This is a genomic window from Pseudoalteromonas sp. SG41-1, assembly GCF_014164575.1.
Taxonomy (GTDB): domain Bacteria; phylum Pseudomonadota; class Gammaproteobacteria; order Enterobacterales; family Alteromonadaceae; genus Pseudoalteromonas; species Pseudoalteromonas rhizosphaerae.
On record NZ_JACJFL010000050.1, the window covers coordinates 1 to 21,421 of the forward strand.

Sequence of the window (21,421 nt, forward strand, 5' to 3'; positions counted from 1 at the left end):
ATCCTTTGAGTTTTTTAATACTTTCAGTCTAACTCTGTATCTAAATGTAAATCAAGGGATTTATATTTGTTGTTTTTTTGTTGTTGTAAAATACAAGAAATAATCCCGCGAGTTGTTGAAAAAAAACTAAACACAACCACTGTTTATATACACAGTAAAAACTGGAGCAGATCATGGCTTCTGTATTTTTAGAATCCATCCGTGACTTTATGACAACGCGTCGTTATGCCAAGCGTACTATAGACACTTATCAATATTGGATAAAATTTTATATTTTATACCATGCTAAAAAACATCCAGCGCAATTGGCAGAGTCAGAGGTTGAGCAATTCTTATCTTATTTAAGTAATCAGCGTAATGTTGCAATGAAAACTCAGGCAACGGCTTTAAATGCTTTGGTATTTTTATACCGTCATATTATTAATCGACCGTTATCACTTGAGATGAATTTTAATAAATCACTCGTGCCACCTAAATTACCTGTAGTACTGACCCGTGAAGAAATGCAGCGTTTATTATTGGCAATGGATCCAAAGTATAAACTTATCGCTCAGTTACTTTACGGTAGTGGTCTACGTTTAATGGAAGCTGTAAGGCTACGGGTACAAGATGTCGATTATGACTATGTCTCATTAATGATTTGGCAGGGCAAAGGCAATAAAAACCGCAGAGTAACATTAGCACTCGAACTACTGCCGTTGTTGCGCAGCCAAAGTCACTTGGTAAATGACTACTGGCAACGAGACAAACAAGCAACAGACTATGCCGGTGTCTGGCTTGCGAATGCACTAGCTAGAAAATACCCAGCGGCTCCTTATGAAATGAGCTGGCAATATTTGTTTCCTTCTGCCCAGTTAAGCATGGACCCAGAAAGTAAAAAGCTGCGACGCCACCATATTGATGAAACAACGGTTCGTAAAGCAATTAAGCTGGCAGCAAAGCTGGCAAAAATTCAAAAAAATGTTACCTGCCATACACTACGGCACTCGTTCGCTACCCATTTACTTGAATCCGGTGCAGATATACGCACCGTGCAAGAACAACTCGGCCATAGCGATGTTCGCACCACGCAAATTTATACGCATGTACTTAACAGTGGTGCCAGTGGCGTAAAAAGCCCGTTGTCGCAGCTACTTTAGGTTCTTATTATCTATTGGAGTATCGCGTTTGGGGAATACAAAAAACCCGATAATAATCTTATGTGGATTTGCTGCTGTTAGAAAGGCAAAAAAATAGACCGCAGAGCACTCCCTGATTGTTTAGCTAGGGATATATATCAGCTGCCTGATCAGTCTCACGAGCGAGTCACTCAACAGGACAATGCTTATTTGTAAGCTCCTTGCTTTATATGAATTTTTCTAAAACGCGGCGTCTCTTAACCCTTAATCTTTTTGTGAATCATTGTCTTAACTTTCTAATTTAAATTTTTACGCACACAAAAACGGCATTGCCAGAGCTTTCACCCCATGGGGTTATTTTTTCGTAGTCATGTTCAAACACATGTATTTCAAAATAAGGTTTTAGGGCTTCTTTTAACTGGGCAAAACTAACAGCGACCATTGGGTGCTCGTCGTGCCATACAAATGTTTCGTCTGCTGTTGCTTTATTTATACTGAGCTTTAATGACTGTTTTTCGCCACTGCCACTGTAATTCCAACCAGAGCGGAATGTGAATAAGCTGCCCGCGTTTTCAGCAGTATGCTCTACAAATGAATCGTTATCGATGTGATTTTTATCAACAACGTTAAAGCAAAATATACCACCGGCTTTTAGTGCATGGTGTACGCTTGTAATACAGTCTGTTAATTTATTAATGCCGTCGCAGTAGTGGATTGAATACAAGAAGCAGGTAATTAAATCCACTTGCTCAGGGATCACAAACTCACTCATATTCTGCAATGAAAATTGCGCTTCTGGGCAACGAATAGTTGCTCTATCTAGCATGGGTTGATTTATATCAAGCCCACTACTTTGATAACCGTAATCAATAAAATGACGAACATGTGGGCCCGTGCCGCATGCTAAATCAAGATGCGTATTTCCCTTATTACCAAAGATTTGCTGTAGCCTGTGAATAAAATAGCTTTGGGCTTGATAATCTATATCTGCGCACATTAAGTCATAGTAATCAGAAAGGTCTGTGTATAGAGCGTTCGCGGACATATCAGCCTAGTGGTTTGGAGTAGAGTATTTTAAGTCGCGCATAATAAACTAATTATCACCATTAACGAAGCAGATATGAAAGTAAGAGGTTTGTTGGGTTTTTTTTTACTCAACCCAACGTTCAATTTAAATGGCAAACTACTTAAAGCTAACCACTGGCAACTTTACTTTAGTTTATCCCTAAATACTTATGTACTTGCACTGATAAGCGCCAGTTTTTTTCAATACAGGTTTCAATTGCCAACTTAGTTGCAGAGACTTTTTGGCTAATTGGTTGCAGGTAAACAAGCTTGGGGGTAACGCCTGTTTTTGCAAATAACTCTTCAAGCTCTACAACGTGTTTTTGCATCGCGATTGGGTGTTTTATTTCATCGGCGCGTTGCATGGCTGAAGTAAGTACGTCGTAGCCGCCACGCATATTAATTTTCGGTGATACCGTCACCCATGTTTGTGCTGGGGCTAAAATCTCAAAAGTGCCGCTGGTTTCTATTTGTGTGCTGTAGCCGTTAGCATGAAGTAATTCGCACACCGGGTTTAAGTCGTACATGCATGGCTCACCGCCGGTGATCACTACATGCTTGGCACGATAAGCACGATCGACAAACAAGTTAAATATTTGCTCAGCTGATGCGTCCGCCCAGTGATCTGAATCAGCCTTTTTCTCAACCGTGTCGTCCAGTGATACTTTATACACATTATCAACTTCCCACGTTTGCTTAGTGTCACACCAAGCGCAACCTACGGGGCAGCCTTGTAAACGTAAAAATATTGAAGGCGTGCCGGTAAAGCTCGCTTCGCCTTGAATGGTTTCAAATATTTCATTAATTTTGTACAAAAGAGTCTCACTCACTACTTGGCATTAATTACGAGCATAAACATAGTTTAAAAAATCAAAAAACACGGTCGAAAATTGTTATTTATGCCCCAGCCGTGTAGTATATCGCGCCCTGATATAAACCTCTATTAAAACTAAGAGCAAAACAGTTATGACGCAAAAAGTAGTTGTGATTTACTCCGGCGGTATGGATTCATTTACCGTATTAAATAAAGCCCTGCAGCAAGGCCGCGAGGTATATGCCCTGTCATTTGACTATGGTCAGCGTCATGTAAAAGAGCTTAAAGTTGCAGCCAGTGTGTGTGAAAAGCTTGGCGTACCGCATAAGATAGTTGATATTTCTGCGATCAATCAGTTAATTGGTGGCTCATCGTTAACTGATGATATTGATGTCCCAGAAGGCCACTACGAAGCCGAAAACATGAAAAGCACCATAGTGCCTAATCGCAACATGATTTTGCTATCACTGGCTGTGGGTTACGCTGTATCACTCAAAGCAAGCCAAGTTTATTACGGTGCTCACTCTGGGGATCATGCTATTTACCCTGATTGCCGTCCTGAATTTGTGCAAAAGATGGATGATTTATGTCGTATTGCTAATTACGACGCGGTGGAAATTTTCAGCCCGTATTTAAATGACACCAAAATTGACATTCTTACTGATGGTTTAAAAATGGGCTTGGACTACAGCCAAACGTGGACTTGCTATAATGGCCGTGAAAAAGCCTGTGGTAAATGTGGTGCCTGCCAAGAGCGCTTAGAGGCATTTAGCCTTAATAACATTACCGATCCAATCGAGTACGAATAACCCACATTAAAAAAGGCTATCATCGCGATAGCCTTTTTATTATTAACTGAGATAAGTTTACAGCCAACGTTTTACCCGAGACTTGTAATCGGTGTACCCTTGACCAAATATTTTTAATAGAGCCCGCTCCTCTGGAATAATTTGAAACCAAGTTAAGTAACAAATAAAGCCCAGCACACACAATAACGCCCACAGTGATGTTAACCACACTCCCCAACCTGCCAGTATAAAAGCAAAACCAACATACATTGGATTACGTGAAATTTTGTACACACCCGTGGTAACCAGTGCTGACGCTTGATCTGGTTTATTTGGGTTTACAGTGGTTTTTGCTAAGCGAAAACTAACCACCCCAGCAATACAAAAAATACAGCCTGTGGTGAGTAAAATAACCGCAACATAAAAAATAAATGTGGTGAAATCAATCACACTGTAATGGGCAATTACCGCCATCAGCACAGCAAAAAAAAGCACTATAATAATCGGAGGGATTTTATTATTTAGCATAGTAACTCACTGTTGTTGTTAAAATTAGTTGATGCAATTAAACACTCATCACACTGTATCACTGATGAATATACCGCAGAGGGTCATGTTGATACAAATAAAGTTACAATTGTCAGCTTCATCATTTGCGCATTCTGGTTATACTTTACACACTATATAAAATAATAAGGAATACACCATGTCAGGAACTACTATGGTAGTCATGATCGTATTTATCTCTGTTGGGTTTGGGGTAATGTACGATATGTATAAAAAACATTTAGAGTTTAAACATCGCACACTCACCGATAATAAAGAGTCGAATAATCAAATTGCTGCTGTTAATGCTGAAATGCTTGCGTTAAAAGAGCGTGTACAAACATTAGAAGCTATCGTGACTGATCCAAGTTACAGCGTAAAACAGGAAATCAATAAACTGTAAATTTGCCGCGTTTAAAGCGCTTGCAAGTAATCTGGATATAAATGCGCGTTTTCTGGCTGCTCAATTCCATGAGCGGCTAAAAACCCACAGATCACTTGCCCGCACCCTTGTGGAGCACGAGAGCTGTCAATTTCAAAATTTAATTGATCGGCATGTTGTTTGCCAAGTTCGCATAATTGCAACGCATGCTGCGAACGCAACACAATACTCAATGCCCCGATTTGCTCTACATTAACGTTTTTACTAAAGCGCGCAAAACCTGCATATTTAAATTGTTCATTCACATAATCATTACTGATCGCTACCAACGCGGTCATCAAGCCATGCAAAAAAGCATTTGCAGATGTATCTGCGGCTAAAAAAATCACTGTTTTTGCGTTAAATTCGCTTAACTGACAGTCAGTACAATTGAGCCGCAGAGTGTAAAGTATGTGCTCATCGGCAATTTTTTGTTGTGTAATTAAAGTCAGTGCAGCTCCAGCAAATAAACATCTAGCAAGTAACTTTATGACACTTTGCGGTTGATGATCAGCAGCCATGGTTAATTGCGGGTTTTGTGCTAATAAAGGTAAATCATGATGGTTATTAAACGGCGTGCTGCTGCCCTGCTCACTATCGAGTTGAAATAGTTCTCTTACTTCGTGTTCACGGGCTATTTTTAACGCTAAAAAAGCGGTTTGGATCAATTCCGAGGTAGGTAAGTTTTCTTCCACAAACCAGCGCCGGCCAAATAATAACTTTTTTGCCTTGGTGCTGCGATAATTATCTGGACTAAGAATCGCCACTTGTAAATAAATTTGCTCATTCTGTTTTGCGGCGAGCACCCGAAAGTGAGTTGAAAACTCAATTTTATCAAGGGTTTCGTTCACGCTTTCGAGGGTATGTTGATAACGTAAAAAATGTTGCGGCACTACCCAGCTCGCGTTACTCAATTGCACGATGGGTGCATAAGCAATTGGCTGCTCACAATTATATAGCAGCTCATTATGAGTATATTTGACTGATGTAAAGTGGTTATTTTTATCTGACATAACTAAACCAAGTAAACTCGCTAACACAAAGCGCTGAAGATGAGTTATTTACGCTGTAACGCTAGTCGATAGATCACAGTGCTGCGTTTAATTTAGCGATATTTTTTGATAATCATCGAGCACATGTTGAAAATATGTACGGTCTTTGTTCAACATCCTAGTATAGTGCGCAACTAATTGTTGCAGATACAATTCGTGCATTTGCTCAGCATTGTCCCACATCTGACTGCCAGTAACACTCAACGCAGTATTACTGGTAAAACTTAGCTGTATCACTTCGTAAAAACGGTTGTTTTCTTGCACCAGTTGTTCTTTGATAAGTCCTAAACCTAACGCCTGTAAACCTTGTCGTAAGGTATAGGTATGATGCACCGGACAAACAATAAAACTGAGTTGTTCACGAAGCTTTTCAGGGCAATTAGCAACCATTTTTTGTACTAGCCTCAGCAGTAATTCTCCACCGACTCCGGCGATAATGATCAGCTGTTTGGCTGGTGGCTGCAGCTCAATTGTAGCTACATCCTGACATAATACTTGCCATTGGCAAGCTGCTTGCTGATCACTAAAACGCGTAAGCGTGTGTTCAAGCTCGTCCATTAACGTAGGCACTATATCAACAAAGTTTATTTGCTTGGCGGCTACCCGCTTTAAAAGCGCCATACCAAGCAAACCGTGGTCACAACAACAGTCCCAAATTACATCATACGGCGCGCAGATCAACGAATCGATTGCACTGAGGCGGCTACTTAGTTTCATTAAAAGCTAAACTTGAGCCGTTTTATAGATCAATGCTTTTAAGCTACGGTCGCTATCAACATCAACAAAACCATGGGTCGGCGCTAGGCGCTCTACAAATTCAATCGCACCTTGAGTGTGTTCGTCTATCAGCGCTTTAAATGACGCTTCACTTAGCTCTGGACTGTTAGCACATAACAGCAATTGAGTATGCTCATTGAGCAGTTCAGGTAAGCGGCGCAGCACTTTTTGATAATCTTTAGTTAAAATGAAACTGCCTTTTTGAAAGCTTGGCGGATCAACAATAATTAAATCAAAAGGGCCAGCCTTTTTAAGTTTACCAAACGACTTTAATATATCGTGCGGTAAAAAGCTCACACTGCGGTCAAAGCCATTAAGTTGATGATTTTGCTTACCGGTGCGCAGTACCCCTTTATTCATATCCATGTTGATCACACTATCGGCACCGCCACGCATTGCAGCAACCGAAAACCCACAGGTATATGAAAATAAATTCAATACCTTAGCGTGTTTACTATGGACTTGCACAAACTCCCGACCACGGCGCATATCAGGGAATATACCGGTATTTTGACGGCTCATTAAATCCACTAAAAACTCACTGTCACCTTCTTTAACACTATGCGGGCTCGGTAGTTGACCAAATAACAGTTTATTTTCAGTTTGTTGTCCGGCGCGTTGTTGAAATACCAACGAGGTGATTAATTCTTTAGCGTGTTGTTGTGCCCATTGCCAAAGCTGCTCACTTAATTGCATTAGCGTTTGTGCGTCAACTTCGTCGTAAGACACTAAAAATAAACACGGAGGGTAAAAGTCGATATTTAGATGACTCAAATGCTCGGTAGTGTGACCGCGGCCATGAAACACACGACAAAGTTCATTGTCTGCTAAGGGCGCACTTTCAAGTGCTGTAATAAGGGGCGTAAAATTATGCATTTTTAATTAACTGTTGTTGTAATTCATGGATTTCATCACGAACGGATGCGGCTTTTTCAAATTCTAAATCACTAGCGTATGCATGCATTTTGGTTTCGAGTTGCTTAATTTGCACTGCGATCTCTTTTGCACTGAGCACTTGCTTACTTTGTTTTCGGATCAGCTGTAAATTATCTTGTGGGCCGGCTCGCTCACCAACATCCATAATGTCAGTAATTTTCTTCAATAAGGCTTGTGGTTCAAGGCCATGCTTAATATTGTAAGCGTGTTGAATATCGCGGCGACGCTGAGTCTCATCAATAGCTTTGGCCATTGATTTAGTGACTCGATCACCGTATAAAATTGCCCGACCATTTAAGTGACGAGCCGCACGACCAATGGTTTGAATTAATGCGCGAGCTGAACGTAAAAAGCCCTCTTTATCAGCATCGAGTATTGCAACTAGCGATACTTCTGGCATATCTAAACCTTCACGCAGTAAGTTAATACCCACTAACACATCAAACACCCCAGCGCGAAAATCACGAATAATTTCGACCCGTTCAACGGTATCGATATCCGAATGCAAGTAACGCACTTTTACATCATGTTCAGATAAGTAATCCGTTAAATCTTCAGCCATGCGCTTAGTAAGTGTGGTCACTAGCACACGTTCATCAATTGCTACGCGTTTATATATCTCTGACAATAAGTCATCAACTTGAGTTGCCACTGGGCGTACTTCAATTTGTGGATCTAGTAATCCTGTGGGGCGAATAACCTGCTCGGCAATATCATCTCCACAACGTTCAAGTTCAAAATCACCCGGGGTTGCTGATACATAAATTGTTTGCGGTGCTATGGCTTCAAATTCTTCAAAGCGTAGTGGCCGGTTATCCATCGCCGACGGCATACGAAAACCGTATTCCACGAGATTTTCTTTACGGCTACGATCGCCTTTATACATAGCGCCGATTTGCGATACCGTAACGTGAGATTCGTCAATAATCATTAACGCATCTTCAGGAAGATAATCAAGCAAGGTTGGCGGTGGATCGCCCGGCGTGCGACCAGATAAATATCGGCTGTAGTTTTCGATGCCAGAGCAATAACCAAGCTCGGTCATCATTTCAATATCGTATTGTGTACGTTGTGCCACGCGTTGCTCTTCGACCAGTTTATTAGCACTGAGTAACTGCGCACGACGGTCTTTTAATTCAGCTTTAATATGCTCAACCGCATCAAGAATTTTATCTCTGGGTGTCACATAGTGCGTTTTAGGATAGATAGTTGCGCGGACTATGTGTTTTTCAACCGCGCCGGTAAGCGGGTCAAAAATACTTAGCCGTTCTATTTCGTCATCAAACATTTCTACACGCACTGCAAAAGTGTCTGACTCAGCAGGGAATATATCCACAACTTCACCGCGAACCCGATACGTACCGCGGCTAAAATCAATGTCATTTCGCGTATATTGAATTTCGGCTAGTCGGCGCAGCATATCGCGTTGATCAACTTTTTCGCCCACTTTTAACAACAGCATCATCTTCATGTATGATTTTGGATCGCCCAAACCATATATGGCTGATACTGATGCCACTATAATTGTATCCCTACGCTCTAATAGCGCTTTGGTAGCACTTAGGCGCATCTGCTCTATGTGTTCGTTTATCGAGGCATCTTTTTCAATAAAGGTATCGCTTGCAACAACATACGCTTCTGGCTGATAGTAATCATAATACGAAACAAAATATTCAACCGCGTTGTGCGGAAAAAACTCTTTCATTTCGCCATATAACTGCGCTGCTAAGGTTTTATTATGCGCCATAATAATCGTTGGGCGATTTAAATCATTGATAATATTAGCCATGGTAAATGTTTTACCAGTACCTGTTGCCCCTAATAATGTTTGATGAGCAAGTCCGGCTTCTAACCCTTCACATAACTGCGCAATCGCGGTGGGTTGATCCCCCGCAGGTTTAAATTTAGATACCAGTTGAAAATGGTCGCTCATGCTTGGCACTCCTGTACAGCTTGGTTACTGATCATATTCAGCTCTTTGATAAACCATTTATAAGCTATTATTGCAGTAAATAAATTACCCAGCGCTGCGCCGATCAGCAAGCCTGGTAAACCGGCATATAAATTACCGACATAAGCAAATGGAATATAAAAAATAAATAATCGGATCACACTTAGAATTAATGCATTCATTGGTTTGTGTAAGGCATTGAACGATGAATTAGACAAAATAATTATCCCTTGCAAACCGTAACTTAACGGCAAGGTAAAAATAAATAATTTGATCACATCGATAACCATCTGCTCTTTACCAAACAACTCACTGATCACTCCTGAAAATGCAATGAGCAGTAAATAAATAATAAACTGCCAAATCATCACAAATTTTAATGTTGTGGTGTACGCCTCTTTAACACGGTTAAGTTTACCAGCACCAAAGTTTTGACTAATAAACGGCGGTAACGTCATCGATAAAGCTAACACCACCAAACTGGCAATTGATTCAATACGACTGCCTACGCCAAAAGCAGCAACAGCCTCAGGTCCATGATGAGCAACCATGGCAATCATCACCGCCATTGCAACTGGTGTTAACATATTTGCACCTGCTGCTGGCAAACCAATTTTAAGAATTTTTCGAATAGAGCTTAATGGGGTTTGGTTATTTGCATTTAGGCTCAGCAAGCCTTTTTTTACTGCTAGCAAATATAAAATAATGACAACGGCTACCGACCATGCGATGACGCTGGCAATCGCAGCGCCTTTAATGCCAAATGCAGGAATTGGCCCAAAGCCAAAAATCAATACTGGGTCGAGTACGGCATTGATAAGCCCCGCTCCACCCATCACTATGCTAGGTGTTTTGGTGTCACCGCTGGCACGTAACACTGAGTTACCAACCATAGGGGTAATTAGAAATACACTGCCTAAAAACCACACACTCATATACTCATGGATCAGCGGCAACACTTGCTCCCCTGCTCCCAGCAATTTAAATATCGGGGAAATAAACAGATAACCAAATAGCGATAAACATACCACCATCACCACTGCAATTAATAATGCGATGCTGGCATCAAAGCGTGCTTCTTCAATATTATTACTACCCAATGCCTTGGCAATAACCGCTGACGTACCGATACCCAAACCAATAGCTAGGCTGATCACGGTAAAGGTTACCGGAAAAGTAAAACTGACAGCAGCTAATGGCTCAGTTCCCAATAAGCTAATAAAAAATGTATCGACAATATTGAACATCATTAACGTGATCATGCCGAAAATCATCGGCACAGTCATTTTCTTCAAGGTCGGTACTATTGGATCGTTTAATAAATCGGGAGCTGAGTTGCTCTGCAAAGTTGCGCGCATGGGAATAAATAAACCTCTTTTATTAAGCGTGGTATTTTAAAGCATCAGGGCTTTTCAAGCCACGCATTTATCAAGTGATTATAAATTGATTACAAAAACGCCTAAAAAACCATAGAAAAGTGTTCTTTTTACGTGTTTAGCGACGATTTCACTTCGAAGCTCTACTAAAAACAATAAAAATACATTTTTATAACCTTTATCACAAAAACATCGCGACTGGTGCTGCATTTTTACACAAAAATTGCGCTAATCGAATCGTTACGAATAAATTTACTCATCAACGAAGCTCTTTTCAGCTTATTTTTTCAAGTCATTGTTTTAAAATGAGATAAAAAAACTGTTTTAAATGCTTGATATCCTCACAGTGCCCTAAAAATATGGCTCTGCCAACGTTCTTAAAGTTTCATAAACAGAGTTATCCACAGAAACCGTGGATAACTCTTGCAAAGCCACGTTAATAAAGGCGTGCAAAGGGACGGCTTAAACACGCTAACGGCAATGTTGGCAAATACTAACTTTAGACAATTTGAGTTAAATAGCTCATAAAACATACTTAACCCCTGTACCAATGACCTGTCACATTTATTTAAACGCCCATTCAATATGAAAAAATAAATATAACCAATTGAAATAAAACCATATATATATATTTCCTTGCTATTCTCATGGGTATTAAGTCGCTAAACTAAGGGTTCAGATCTGTATGTCATTTTTTTCTCGGCATTTTTCGTTAACGACTAATTAAATGCATAAGTAAATTTAATTATTGCGAATTTGCGCTTTTATTAGCTAACGTTAAAAAAGTACATTTCATAAATTTATTCGTACAAAACTAGATAAATGATCACTTTTATAATTTGCTTGGCGGTTAACTTGTTTGTTTTTTAGTCGTTAAAAACCATAATTTTATGCCACATCTCGATCTACACGACTCAAATAGGGAAAAAAAAAGCCACAAAACAGCCAGATCGAACATAAAAACATCGAACAGACTGCTTTTTTTTGTTTATCCGGTTTTATGTGTTGACACTTTGCAGCGCGGTCATTAATATTTCGCCCCGTTGAAAGGCACATACGCTTCCCCCTTAGCTCAGTTGGTTAGAGCGACGGACTGTTAATCCGCAGGTCCCCCGTTCGAGTCGGGGAGGGGGAGCCAGTCTTTTCAGCCATAAACGATTCCCCCTTAGCTCAGTTGGTTAGAGCGACGGACTGTTAATCCGCAGGTCCCCCGTTCGAGTCGGGGAGGGGGAGCCAAGTTTATGTAATATGATTATTGTTCCCCCTTAGCTCAGTTGGTTAGAGCGACGGACTGTTAATCCGCAGGTCCCCCGTTCGAGTCGGGGAGGGGGAGCCAAATCATATAAAATTTAAGTATTGTAGTTCCCCCTTAGCTCAGTTGGTTAGAGCGACGGACTGTTAATCCGCAGGTCCCCCGTTCGAGTCGGGGAGGGGGAGCCAACTTAAAGAATCAATTAGACTTTCCTAAACAATTCCACTACTCTACTACAATCAAAATATTTCTTTTTAATACACATTTAATAAGTGTAAAATAATTTGATTAATCAAGGATCTGATTCCTTCCCTTTGATCTACTAAAAAGAATAAGACATGGCTGGTTTCAAAAAACTCATATTTATTCAATTAATATCTTGGCTGTTGTTTGCAAGTATTGGTGGCTATTTTGTTGCGTCAGCGTTTGACAACGCAGTAAGCGATGCACAACATAAAACGCAATCAGTGGTAAACAACTATATTAGTAAACATTCTATTGTCGATATAGCACCAGATAAACTTCAGCAAGTGCTTGCTGACGGTAATACTTTTTCTTCATTTATTTTGCGTGATCAGCAAGGTAAAGAACTTATAAATATTACATCCCCTACTTCATTACCAGCCATTGCGCAATTAGTTAACACCAGCTTTAACTCTATCCGTCCTCAATTTGCTGTTAATCAAGCGTCTGATATCAAAGTTGAATTTACTATTAATGCCAATAACCTTGGGTTGATACTCCAACAAGCGTTGTTTATTGTTATTTTAGTGTCAGGTTTAATGGCAATTATTCCCATTGTGTTTATGAAAACCATGTTTAGTAAGCTAAATAGAAATATAAGCATGACAGTGGCTGAGATAATTGATGTTTATATCAATCAAAATCAAGTCAACAACGGTCTTGAAACAGCAATTAATAGCAGCAAAATAAAACAACTGGGCGTTGACCTAGTGCCGAGCTTTAATCGCCTGTCGCACTTTTTACAAAGTAAGCATGATGATATTCAAAATGCCGCACATTCTATCAAGCAAGAAGCTTATAAAGATGTAGTTACTGAACTTGGCAACCGTAATATGTTTGTTGAATATTATGAGAAGTACATTGAAAGCAGTGAAAAAAGCACCTTTGGCTCTTTGGCGATGGTTCGTTGTAGTGAATTACAAGCAATCAACCAAACTCGTGGTTACCAAAAAGGTGACGAGTATGTCAAAGCTGTGGCTGATATTATTAAACATATCAGCGGCACATATACAGGCAGTAAAGTTTTTCGTTTGAATAGCTCAGATTTCGCGATTGTGCTGCCTAACACTCCTCTCAAGGAATCTGAACGTTTTGGTGATAACTTACAATCTCGATTTACTCAATATCAGCAAAACCAAGAATTAAGCTCAGTAGCAAATACTGGGATCGTCGCTTATGAAAAAGGCAAACCCTTAGGTGAGCTACTTTCGATAGTAGACAATGCTATGAGCATGGCCCAATCAAAACAAGCTAACGCCTGGCATATACAACGCGAAACTGATTTAGTTAATAATGTAAGTGCAGGATTTGGCAATCAAAACTGGCGTAAAGTGATTAATGAAGTCATTGAAGCTGAGCGTGTACATCTGGTAATGCAAAACATTATGCCAATTGGTAAAAGCATGAAGGCCTACGCTGAAATTCAAGTGCGCTTTAAAACAACAGAAAACCAAGTATTGCCTACCGCTTCATTTTTAGCTATGGCTGAAAAGCTTGATATGGCGATGGAAATTGATCAGTTAATCATTAATTCATCACTGGAAAAAATTAAGAGCCGTAATTTCTCTGAAAAATTCTTTGGTTTGAATGTTACCGCCTCAAGCGCACACAATGATCAGTTTGTAATTTGGCTAGAGCGACGTTTATTAAAAGACACAAATATTGCCTCAAAACTGGTATTCGAAGTGAGTGAATTTGGCTTACAGCAAAATATTAAAGCCAGTAAACGCTTTATAGATATGATCCACCGTGTTGGTGCTCGGATCACGGTAGAACGATTTGGTGTTGGTTTAACCTCGTTTAAGTTTTTCCGCGATTTAAAACCTGACTTTATCAAGATGGATGCAAGCTATACTCGCGGCCTTGAAGAAGATAAAAATAACCAATACTTTATGCGTTTAATGGTCGACCTCGCGCATCGAATTGGTGTTAGTGTTTTTGCTGAGGGTGTTGAAAGCCAAGAAGAAAAACACATTATTGAAACTTTATGCCTTGATGGTGTGCAAGGTTATTACATCGAAAAGCCAAAAGATATTTAATCAATCTAAAGGGTGCTTTGAGCACCTTTTTAGTTTTCTAGTAGTTTATTTCCCCCTCCCCTGATCTGCTTTATCATTCCAAATGTCAGTAACTAGGTTAATGAACAGTTAATCTTTATTTATCATGCTATAAATTTCTAAATGCAATTCACTATCATTATTAAATGAGCCGTTTATTTACCTTCTACGTGTTGTTAAACAGCCAATAAAAAAGGATAATGTCGGCGTTTATTATAGCTTGAGGCGAACATGACAGAATATGTATTGCTGTTGATCGGCACAGTACTGGTTAATAACTTTGTGTTAGTACAATTTTTAGGTCTATGCCCGTTTATGGGTGTATCAGGCAAACTGGATACAGCTATAGGCATGTCACTTGCGACCACTTTTGTGTTAACACTTGCCTCTGTAACAAGCTATCTAGTTAATCAATATATTTTGATCCCACTTGATATCACGTATTTACGTACTCTAAGCTTTATTTTAGTGATTGCGGTGGTGGTTCAGTTTACCGAAATGGTAGTCAGAAAAACCAGCCCAACGCTGTATCGCTTACTCGGTATATTTTTACCTTTGATCACCACAAACTGTGCGGTCTTAGGTGTTGCGTTACTAAATGTCAAAGAGGATCATACGTTTTTACAATCTGCAGTATATGGCTTTGGCGCTGCTGTTGGTTTTTCTATGGTACTGGTTTTATTTGCAGCTCTTCGTGAACGCTTAACCGCTGCTGACGTACCTACCCCCTTTAAAGGCGCATCGATTGCGATGATCACCGCAGGCTTAATGTCGATGGCCTTTATGGGCTTTACAGGATTAGTGAAGTTTTAACATGACCTTGTTTTATGCCTTGATTGCGCTGGGAACCCTAGCACTCATTTTTGGTTTGATCTTAGGATTTGCTGCTGTGCGCTATCGAGTGCAAAGTAATCCGATTGTTGAACAGATCGATACTATATTACCGCAAACACAGTGCGGCCAGTGTGGCTATCCGGGTTGTCGCCCTTATGCAGAAGCCATCGCCAATGGCGATGAAATTAATAAATGTCCACCAGGTGGCGATGCGACAGTAAAAAAATTAGCTGACTTAATGGGTGTTGAAGCTAAACCGCTTGCCGGTGGCGAACAAGCCGAGCCGATAAAAACCGTTGCCTATATACGTGAAGATGAATGTATTGGTTGTACCAAATGTATTCAAGCTTGTCCTGTCGATGCCATTGTTGGTGCCACGCGCCAAATGCATACTGTTTTAATTGATGAATGTACGGGTTGTGACTTATGTGTTGAACCTTGTCCTGTTGACTGTATTGATATGCTGCCTGTAGAAACCACTAAGCAAACGTGGAAATGGCAACTAGATGCAATCCCAGTAACACAGATTGATTAAGGGCTCCCTATGGAAAAGCTAATCGCACAGATAAAACAAGGTAAAGTGTGGCCGTTTCCAGGTGGCATTCATCCACCGGGACAAAAAACAATTTCCAACAGTCAAGCAATCGCCCGTTTACCTTTGCCTGACAAACTCGTTGTGCCATTAAAACAACATATTGGTGCTAACGGTCAACTGATCGTCGAAAAAGGCCAACAGGTACTTAAAGGGCAAGCACTTACAAAGCCTGTTGCGAATTGGTCGGTGCCAATACACGCCCCGACTTCTGGTACTATTACTGATATTTGCCAAATGCCGTCTGCGCATCCATCGGCATTGCCTGAATTGTGTGTAATTATTGAGCCCGATGGCCAAGATAGCTGGTGTGCGTTAGCACCGGTGACAACACCAAGCCAGCTTTCTCACGAGCAACTTATCGATATTATTCATGACCGTGGTATTGCCGGTATGGGCGGTGCAGGATTCCCAACTTATATTAAAGCAGATAGTCGCAAAGCAATTGAGTATTTTATTGTTAATGCAGTGGAATGTGAGCCCTATATTACTGCTGATGATGTACTAATGCGTGAGCATGCTGCAGGCATTATTGCTGGCATAGAGATCATGCAGCAATTGCTTACACCAACACTCACTATCGTTGGCATTGAAGATAACAAACCAGAGGCCATCGCAGCCATGCAGGCAGCGGCTGAGTATAATGACAAAATAATCATTCAAACAGTTCCTACTGTTTATCCTTCTGGTGGTGAAAAGCAATTAATTAAGCTACTTACCAATAAAGAAGTCCCTAGTGGGGGAATTCCAGCAGATATCGGTGTGTTAGTACAAAACGTCGGCACTTTATTTGCTGTTCATCAAGCTGTCTATGAAGGTAAGCCACTAATTGAACGTGTTATTACGGTAACAGGTAATACAATTCATAATCCGGGTAATGTATGGGCTTTATTAGGTACGGAAATAAAGCATCTACTTGATTGCCAAGGCTTTTCACCAGTGCCACAGCAACGCGTTGTAATGGGCGGCCCTATGATGGGCTTTACTTTGCCAACGGTGCGTATCGGCGTGGTAAAAACCACTAACTGTATTTTAGCCCCAGATCATGATGAGCTGGCAGAGCCCGGCCCTGAAAAAGCCTGTATTCGTTGTAGTGCTTGTGCTGATGCCTGCCCTGCTTCACTGTTGCCTCAGCAATTACAATGGTTTGCTAAATCAAAAGAATACGACAAACTGAAAGAGCATAACCTGTTTGATTGTATTGAATGCGGTGCTTGCGCATATGTGTGCCCAAGTGAAATTCCGCTGGTGCAGTATTACCGTGTGGCTAAAGTTGAAATAAAAGAACAGCAAGCTGAGCAAGTTAAAGCTGAACGTGCGAAAGAGCGCTTTGAACTTCGAAAACAACGCCTAGAACGGGAGCAAGAAGCACGACAAAATCGCCATAAACGCAAACCAGCTGCTGAAAAATCGGCTGACGAAAAACAAAAAATTGCCGATGCTCTAGCACGCGTTAAAAACAAACCAGCAAAAGATGACGACAAATCAGCTGTGGCCGCTGCAATTGCTCGCGCCAAAGCTAAAAAACAAAATCAAGAAGCAACGCTTGAACCAGATAACAGTGACGTAGCATTAGAGCGCGCAGCGCGCAAAGAGCAAGCTCGCAAATACAAAGAGCAAAAAGCCGCAAGCATTACAGCTGCTGATCCGGATGATAAAAAGTCAGCCGTGGCCGCTGCGATTGCCCGCGCTAAAGCGAAAAAAGCGGCGGCATCAGAAGATGAAAGCGATAACACGACTGCTGCACCTACCGATGATAAAAAAGCAGCTGTCGCTGCTGCTATTGCTCGTGCAAAAGCGAAAAAGGCAGCACAGGCTGAACCAGCAGCAAGCGTAGAAAACGACAACTCTAAAAGTGAAGTCGCTACAGCCTCACCTGCCGATGATAAAAAAGCCGCTGTCGCTGCTGCTATTGCTCGTGCAAAAGCGAAAAAGGCAGCACAAGCAGCAAGCGTAGAAAACGACAACTCTAAAAGTGAAGTCGCTACAGCCTCACCTGCCGATGATAAAAAAGCCGCTGTCGCTGCCGCCATTGCCCGCGCTAAAGCGAAAAAGGCTGCAAAAGCTGAACAAGCGGCTAGCGTAGAAAACGACAATTCTGAAAGTGAAATCACTACAGCCTCACCTGCCGATGATAAAAAAGCCGCTGTCGCTGCTGCTATTGCTCGTGCAAAAGCGAAAAAGGCAGCACAAGCAGCAAGCGTAGAAAACGACAACTCTGAAAGTGAAGTCACTACAGCCTTACCTGCCGATGATAAAAAAGCCGCTGTCGCTGCAGCCATTGCCCGCGCGAAAGCGAAAAAGGCTGCACAAGCTGAACAAGCGGCTAGCGAAGAAAACGACGATGCTGAAAATGAAACTTCGGCTACAGCGATAAACGAAGCTGAAATCGCTGAAGATAAACCAGAACAGACCGCACAAGATAAGAAAAAGGCCGCTGTTGCCGCTGCGATTGCCCGTGCAAAGGCTAAAAAATTACAACAAGAAGGAAGTGATAAGTAATGAAGCTAACGATGGCCAGTTCGCCGCATAGCCACAGTCATAAATCACTTAGCAGGTTGATGCAAACAGTGATCTTAGCCTGTATTCCTGGACTTATCGCACAACTGTATTTTTTTGGTACGGGTGTATTGATCCAGCTAATTTTAGCGTTAGTCACGGTTAGTATCAGTGAAGCCATTATTATGCTTATTCGCAAGCGCCCTGTATGGCCTGCGCTTGGAGATGGCAGTGCATGGCTTACTGCGGTCTTATTAGCATTAAGTATTCCGCCACTCGCCCCATGGTGGGTTATTGTGATCGGTAGCTTTTTTGCCATCGTCATTGTTAAACAGCTCTATGGTGGCCTTGGTTTCAATTTATTTAACCCTGCCATGGCTGCATACGTGTTATTGCTTATTTCGTTCCCTGTGCAAATGACCACTTGGATGCCAGTTAGTGACTTACTGGCAAACCCAATTAGTCTTACTCAACAGCTTAGCGTTATTTTTAATGGCTTTACCAGTGCAGGTTTTAGTGTTGATCAACTTAGAGTTGGGGTTGATGGCGTAACAATGGCCACACCTTTGGATACCATCAAGACTGATATCGCTCATGGTTTAACCGTATCTGAAAGCATGCAAGCCGCTATTTTTAATAGTTGGTTAGGACAAGGTTGGGGCTGGGTAAATCTTGGCTTTTTAATCGGTGGCTTATACCTTATTAAAGCCAAAGTTATAAATTGGCATATCCCAGTTGGTGTAATTGCATCAATTGCTGTGTGCAGCGCAATTGGTTATATCGCAGCACCTGGTACTGAGCCTGGTATGGTATTTCATTTATTTAGTGGCGCAACAATGTTAGGGGCTTTTTTCATAGCCACGGATCCGGTTTCGGCAGCTACCACTAATCGCGGCCGGTTAATTTACGGCGCATTGATTGGTTTATTAGTTTATTTGATCCGTACTTTTGGCGGTTACCCAGATGCCATGGCGTTTGCTGTGTTACTACTCAATATGGCCGTGCCACTGATAGACTATTACACTCAACCACGTACTTATGGCCATGGGGTGAATAAATGATTATTTCATCAATGACAAAAAATGGCGCTATTTTAGCCCTGTTTGCCCTGCTCACTACCGGCGCTGTTGGTATTATCCATAACCTCACGGCTGACAGTATTGCAGAGCAAGAGCGCAAACAACTTTCATTACAGCTGCAAGATGTACTCGCCCCTAATTTTTACGATAATACTCTTTATCAAGATTGTGCCATCATTGATGATCCACTACTTGGTAATAAACCACAAACCGTTTATCGTGCTCGCAAGGGTGGCCAACCTGTTGCTTTAGTAATGCGCCACGTGACGCCAAAAGGTTATAGCGGCGATATAAGTTTATTAACTGCCGTATTTGCAAACGGGGACGTTGCCGGAGTACGTGTTACTAAACACGAAGAAACGCCTGGTCTTGGTGATAAAGTAGAAATGAAAAAATCTCTTTGGATCACTTCATTTAAAGATAAAACTGTACTTGATGACGACGATACTCGCTGGGCAGTAAAAAAAGATGGCGGAGACTTTGATCAATTCACTGGCGCTACCATTACACCACGTGCCGTGGTTGGCTCAGTAAAACACGCTGTGTTATTCTCAAAAAACAATTTCGATGCGGTATTTAGTGCTGATAACGCATGCCAAGTAGGTGAGCCATGAGCCAATTAAAAGAACTGTTTAACGAAGGAATGTGGAAAAACAACCCTGCCCTCGTGCAATTACTCGGTTTGTGCCCACTACTGGCCGTCACATCAACGATAACCAATGCGATGGGCCTCGGTTTAGCCACTCTGCTGGTATTAGTTGGCTCGAACGTCACAATTTCTGCGGTGCGTAATTTCGTGCCAAAAGATATCCGCATTCCTGTATTTGTGATGTTTATCGCAGGCTTTGTAACCATAGTGCAGCTATTAATGAATGCCTATACGTTTGGCTTATATCAATCGCTAGGAATATTTATTCCACTGATAGTTACTAACTGCGCTATTATCGGCCGCGCTGAAGCGTATGCCTCTAAGAACCCGATTCATTTATCAGCGTTTGACGGTTTAATGATGGGCTCTGGCTTTATGGTAGTACTGGTTGTGCTTGGCGCAATGCGTGAGCTTATTGGCCAAGGTACCTTATTTGATGGCGCCGATTTACTACTGGGCCCATGGGCATCGGTTTTACGCATTGAAGTATTTAGTTTTGATAATCAATTTTTGCTCGCTATTTTACCACCCGGTGCATTTTTAGGTTTGGGCTTACTGATTGCTGCCAAAAATGTCATTGATGCGCAAATAAAAGCAAAACAAGTAGCACCACCAGTGGCCGAAAAAGGCCCACGAGCAAGGGTCACCAGTTTAACTTAAGGGGAAGCGCACAGTATTTACTGTGCGTTTAAGTTGCATGAATAAAGAAAAACGATACGAAATACTCTCTCGCTTGCGCGAGCAAAACCCACATCCAGAAACCGAGCTTGAATATTCAAGCCCGTTTGAACTGTTAGTTGCGGTAACGCTATCAGCACAAGCAACTGACGTTGGGGTAAATAAAGCCACCCGTAAGCTCTTTCCCGTCGCCAATACGCCGCAAGCAATTTTAGATTTAGGCCACGATAAACTTCGCGATTACATTAAAACCATCGGTTTGTTTAATTCTAAAGCTGCCAATGTGTACAAAATGTGCCAAATTTTAGTTGATAAGCACAACAGCGAAGTGCCTGAGAATCGTGAAGCCCTAGAAGCCCTGCCTGGCGTTGGTCGTAAAACTGCTAATGTAGTACTGAACACTGCTTTTGGCTGGCCGACAATCGCTGTAGACACCCACATATTTCGCGTTTCCAACCGTACCAAATTTGCTATGGGTAAAGATGTGGTTGAGGTCGAAAAGAAGTTAGATAAAGTAGTGCCAGCCGAATTTAAGGTTGACGTACACCACTGGCTCATTTTACATGGACGTTATACCTGTGTGGCGCGTAAGCCAAAATGCGGCAGCTGTATAATTGAAGATTTATGTGAGTTTAAAGAAAAGACTGAGTAACTAATTTTTAATTGAAATATTAAGATAATCATACGATATGTG

19 protein-coding genes and 4 tRNA genes are annotated in these 21,421 nt (G+C 41.4%); 15 read left to right on the forward strand and 8 right to left on the reverse strand.

From position 1 onward, the window contains the following. Positions 1 to 173 precede the first annotated feature (173 nt). Positions 174 to 1,139, forward strand: coding sequence for an integron integrase (locus H5203_RS19205; protein WP_182820147.1), 966 nt, complete (start codon positions 174 to 176; stop codon positions 1,137 to 1,139). A gap of 280 nt (positions 1,140 to 1,419) precedes the next feature. Here H5203_RS19205 and H5203_RS19210 read toward each other — a convergent pair whose 3' ends face one another. Together H5203_RS19210 and queE are read right to left on the reverse strand one after the other, a co-directional pair. Next, positions 1,420 to 2,163, reverse strand: a complete 744-nt coding sequence (locus tag H5203_RS19210; protein WP_145240747.1) for a class I SAM-dependent methyltransferase — start codon at positions 2,161 to 2,163, stop codon at positions 1,420 to 1,422. A 169-nt stretch (positions 2,164 to 2,332) separates the two neighbouring features. Then, positions 2,333 to 2,998, reverse strand: a complete 666-nt coding sequence (gene queE / locus H5203_RS19215; protein WP_145240771.1) for a 7-carboxy-7-deazaguanine synthase QueE — start codon at positions 2,996 to 2,998, stop codon at positions 2,333 to 2,335. Between the two features lie 127 nt (positions 2,999 to 3,125). Here queE and queC point away from each other — a divergent pair, with 127 nt between their 5' ends. Further along, positions 3,126 to 3,806, forward strand: a complete 681-nt coding sequence (gene queC, locus H5203_RS19220; RefSeq protein ID WP_257326361.1) for a 7-cyano-7-deazaguanine synthase QueC — start codon at positions 3,126 to 3,128, stop codon at positions 3,804 to 3,806. A 57-nt stretch (positions 3,807 to 3,863) separates the two neighbouring features. On the opposite strand, the gene H5203_RS19225 is transcribed toward queC, so the two are convergent. Next, positions 3,864 to 4,313, reverse strand: a complete 450-nt coding sequence (locus H5203_RS19225; protein ID WP_182820148.1) for an isoprenylcysteine carboxylmethyltransferase family protein — start codon at positions 4,311 to 4,313, stop codon at positions 3,864 to 3,866. A gap of 178 nt (positions 4,314 to 4,491) precedes the next feature. Here H5203_RS19225 and H5203_RS19230 point away from each other — a divergent pair, with 178 nt between their 5' ends. After that, positions 4,492 to 4,734, forward strand: coding sequence for a hypothetical protein (locus H5203_RS19230; RefSeq protein WP_182732466.1), 243 nt, complete (start codon positions 4,492 to 4,494; stop codon positions 4,732 to 4,734). Between the two features lie 11 nt (positions 4,735 to 4,745). Here H5203_RS19230 and H5203_RS19235 read toward each other — a convergent pair whose 3' ends face one another. From H5203_RS19235 to H5203_RS19255, 5 genes are all read right to left on the reverse strand, one after another. After that, a complete protein-coding gene (locus H5203_RS19235) occupies positions 4,746 to 5,765 on the reverse strand; it encodes a hypothetical protein (RefSeq protein ID WP_182732467.1) in 1,020 nt (339 codons plus the stop codon). A gap of 87 nt (positions 5,766 to 5,852) precedes the next feature. Then, on the reverse strand, positions 5,853 to 6,521 hold the full coding sequence (locus H5203_RS19240) for a tRNA (adenine(22)-N(1))-methyltransferase TrmK (RefSeq protein WP_182820149.1): 669 nt from the start codon (positions 6,519 to 6,521) through the stop codon (positions 5,853 to 5,855). Positions 6,522 to 6,527: 6 nt separating this feature from the next. Then, positions 6,528 to 7,457 carry a class I SAM-dependent methyltransferase gene (locus H5203_RS19245; protein WP_182798360.1) on the reverse strand — a complete coding sequence of 310 codons (930 nt, stop codon included), beginning with the start codon at positions 7,455 to 7,457 and terminating at the stop codon, positions 6,528 to 6,530. Continuing rightward, on the reverse strand, positions 7,450 to 9,450 hold the full coding sequence (gene uvrB, locus H5203_RS19250; protein ID WP_145240732.1) for an excinuclease ABC subunit UvrB: 2,001 nt from the start codon (positions 9,448 to 9,450) through the stop codon (positions 7,450 to 7,452). The genes H5203_RS19245 and uvrB overlap by 8 nt, the downstream gene beginning before the upstream one ends. Then, positions 9,447 to 10,826 (reverse strand): MATE family efflux transporter, encoded by a 1,380-nt coding sequence (locus tag H5203_RS19255; protein ID WP_145240731.1) that lies wholly within the window; start codon positions 10,824 to 10,826, stop codon positions 9,447 to 9,449. Before H5203_RS19255 ends, uvrB begins: the two co-directional genes overlap by 4 nt. Before the next feature lie 1,079 nt (positions 10,827 to 11,905). On the opposite strand from H5203_RS19255, the gene H5203_RS19260 reads away from it, so the two are divergent. The 12 genes from H5203_RS19260 (at position 11,906) to nth (ending at position 21,379) form a co-directional block, all read left to right on the forward strand. Continuing rightward, positions 11,906 to 11,982: transfer RNA gene (locus tag H5203_RS19260), tRNA-Asn, on the forward strand. A gap of 21 nt (positions 11,983 to 12,003) precedes the next feature. Then, positions 12,004 to 12,080: transfer RNA gene (locus tag H5203_RS19265), tRNA-Asn, on the forward strand. Positions 12,081 to 12,103: 23 nt separating this feature from the next. Then, positions 12,104 to 12,180: transfer RNA gene (locus tag H5203_RS19270), tRNA-Asn, on the forward strand. A 27-nt stretch (positions 12,181 to 12,207) separates the two neighbouring features. Beyond that, positions 12,208 to 12,284: transfer RNA gene (locus H5203_RS19275), tRNA-Asn, on the forward strand. A gap of 150 nt (positions 12,285 to 12,434) precedes the next feature. Continuing rightward, the gene (locus H5203_RS19280; protein ID WP_145240729.1) at positions 12,435 to 14,378 is read left to right on the forward strand and encodes an EAL domain-containing protein; all 1,944 of its coding nucleotides are present in this window, start codon (positions 12,435 to 12,437) and stop codon (positions 14,376 to 14,378) included. 249 nt (positions 14,379 to 14,627) lie between these two features. Then, the gene (gene rsxA, locus H5203_RS19285; protein ID WP_145240727.1) at positions 14,628 to 15,209 is read left to right on the forward strand and encodes an electron transport complex subunit RsxA; all 582 of its coding nucleotides are present in this window, start codon (positions 14,628 to 14,630) and stop codon (positions 15,207 to 15,209) included. A gap of 1 nt (position 15,210) precedes the next feature. Beyond that, the gene (gene rsxB / locus H5203_RS19290) at positions 15,211 to 15,765 is read left to right on the forward strand and encodes an electron transport complex subunit RsxB (protein ID WP_145240725.1); all 555 of its coding nucleotides are present in this window, start codon (positions 15,211 to 15,213) and stop codon (positions 15,763 to 15,765) included. 9 nt (positions 15,766 to 15,774) lie between these two features. Beyond that, positions 15,775 to 18,324, forward strand: a complete 2,550-nt coding sequence (gene rsxC / locus H5203_RS19295) for an electron transport complex subunit RsxC (protein ID WP_182820150.1) — start codon at positions 15,775 to 15,777, stop codon at positions 18,322 to 18,324. Next, the gene (rsxD, locus tag H5203_RS19300) at positions 18,324 to 19,382 is read left to right on the forward strand and encodes an electron transport complex subunit RsxD (RefSeq protein WP_145240721.1); all 1,059 of its coding nucleotides are present in this window, start codon (positions 18,324 to 18,326) and stop codon (positions 19,380 to 19,382) included. The genes rsxC and rsxD overlap by 1 nt, the downstream gene beginning before the upstream one ends. Beyond that, positions 19,379 to 20,014, forward strand: a complete 636-nt coding sequence (gene rsxG, locus H5203_RS19305; protein ID WP_145240719.1) for an electron transport complex subunit RsxG — start codon at positions 19,379 to 19,381, stop codon at positions 20,012 to 20,014. The genes rsxD and rsxG overlap by 4 nt, the downstream gene beginning before the upstream one ends. Continuing rightward, positions 20,011 to 20,709 carry an electron transport complex subunit E gene (locus tag H5203_RS19310; RefSeq protein ID WP_145240717.1) on the forward strand — a complete coding sequence of 233 codons (699 nt, stop codon included), beginning with the start codon at positions 20,011 to 20,013 and terminating at the stop codon, positions 20,707 to 20,709. The genes rsxG and H5203_RS19310 overlap by 4 nt, the downstream gene beginning before the upstream one ends. A gap of 37 nt (positions 20,710 to 20,746) precedes the next feature. Continuing rightward, on the forward strand, positions 20,747 to 21,379 hold the full coding sequence (gene nth / locus H5203_RS19315; RefSeq protein ID WP_182820151.1) for an endonuclease III: 633 nt from the start codon (positions 20,747 to 20,749) through the stop codon (positions 21,377 to 21,379). Positions 21,380 to 21,421: the final 42 nt, after the last annotated feature.

Coding starts and splice junctions, on each gene's coding strand:
- H5203_RS19205 (WP_182820147.1), top strand. CDS start 174: ATGGCTTCTGTATTTTTAGAATCCATCCGTGACTTTATGACAACGCGT.
- H5203_RS19210 (WP_145240747.1), bottom strand. CDS start 2,163: ATGTCCGCGAACGCTCTATACACAGACCTTTCTGATTACTATGACTTA.
- H5203_RS19225 (WP_182820148.1), bottom strand. CDS start 4,313: ATGCTAAATAATAAAATCCCTCCGATTATTATAGTGCTTTTTTTTGCT.
- H5203_RS19230 (WP_182732466.1), top strand. CDS start 4,492: ATGTCAGGAACTACTATGGTAGTCATGATCGTATTTATCTCTGTTGGG.
- H5203_RS19235 (WP_182732467.1), bottom strand. CDS start 5,765: ATGTCAGATAAAAATAACCACTTTACATCAGTCAAATATACTCATAAT.
- H5203_RS19240 (WP_182820149.1), bottom strand. CDS start 6,521: ATGAAACTAAGTAGCCGCCTCAGTGCAATCGATTCGTTGATCTGCGCG.
- H5203_RS19245 (WP_182798360.1), bottom strand. CDS start 7,457: ATGCATAATTTTACGCCCCTTATTACAGCACTTGAAAGTGCGCCCTTA.
- uvrB (WP_145240732.1), bottom strand. CDS start 9,450: ATGAGCGACCATTTTCAACTGGTATCTAAATTTAAACCTGCGGGGGAT.
- H5203_RS19255 (WP_145240731.1), bottom strand. CDS start 10,826: ATGCGCGCAACTTTGCAGAGCAACTCAGCTCCCGATTTATTAAACGAT.
- H5203_RS19280 (WP_145240729.1), top strand. CDS start 12,435: ATGGCTGGTTTCAAAAAACTCATATTTATTCAATTAATATCTTGGCTG.
- rsxA (WP_145240727.1), top strand. CDS start 14,628: ATGACAGAATATGTATTGCTGTTGATCGGCACAGTACTGGTTAATAAC.
- rsxB (WP_145240725.1), top strand. CDS start 15,211: ATGACCTTGTTTTATGCCTTGATTGCGCTGGGAACCCTAGCACTCATT.
- rsxC (WP_182820150.1), top strand. CDS start 15,775: ATGGAAAAGCTAATCGCACAGATAAAACAAGGTAAAGTGTGGCCGTTT.
- rsxD (WP_145240721.1), top strand. CDS start 18,324: ATGAAGCTAACGATGGCCAGTTCGCCGCATAGCCACAGTCATAAATCA.
- rsxG (WP_145240719.1), top strand. CDS start 19,379: ATGATTATTTCATCAATGACAAAAAATGGCGCTATTTTAGCCCTGTTT.
- H5203_RS19310 (WP_145240717.1), top strand. CDS start 20,011: ATGAGCCAATTAAAAGAACTGTTTAACGAAGGAATGTGGAAAAACAAC.
- nth (WP_182820151.1), top strand. CDS start 20,747: ATGAATAAAGAAAAACGATACGAAATACTCTCTCGCTTGCGCGAGCAA.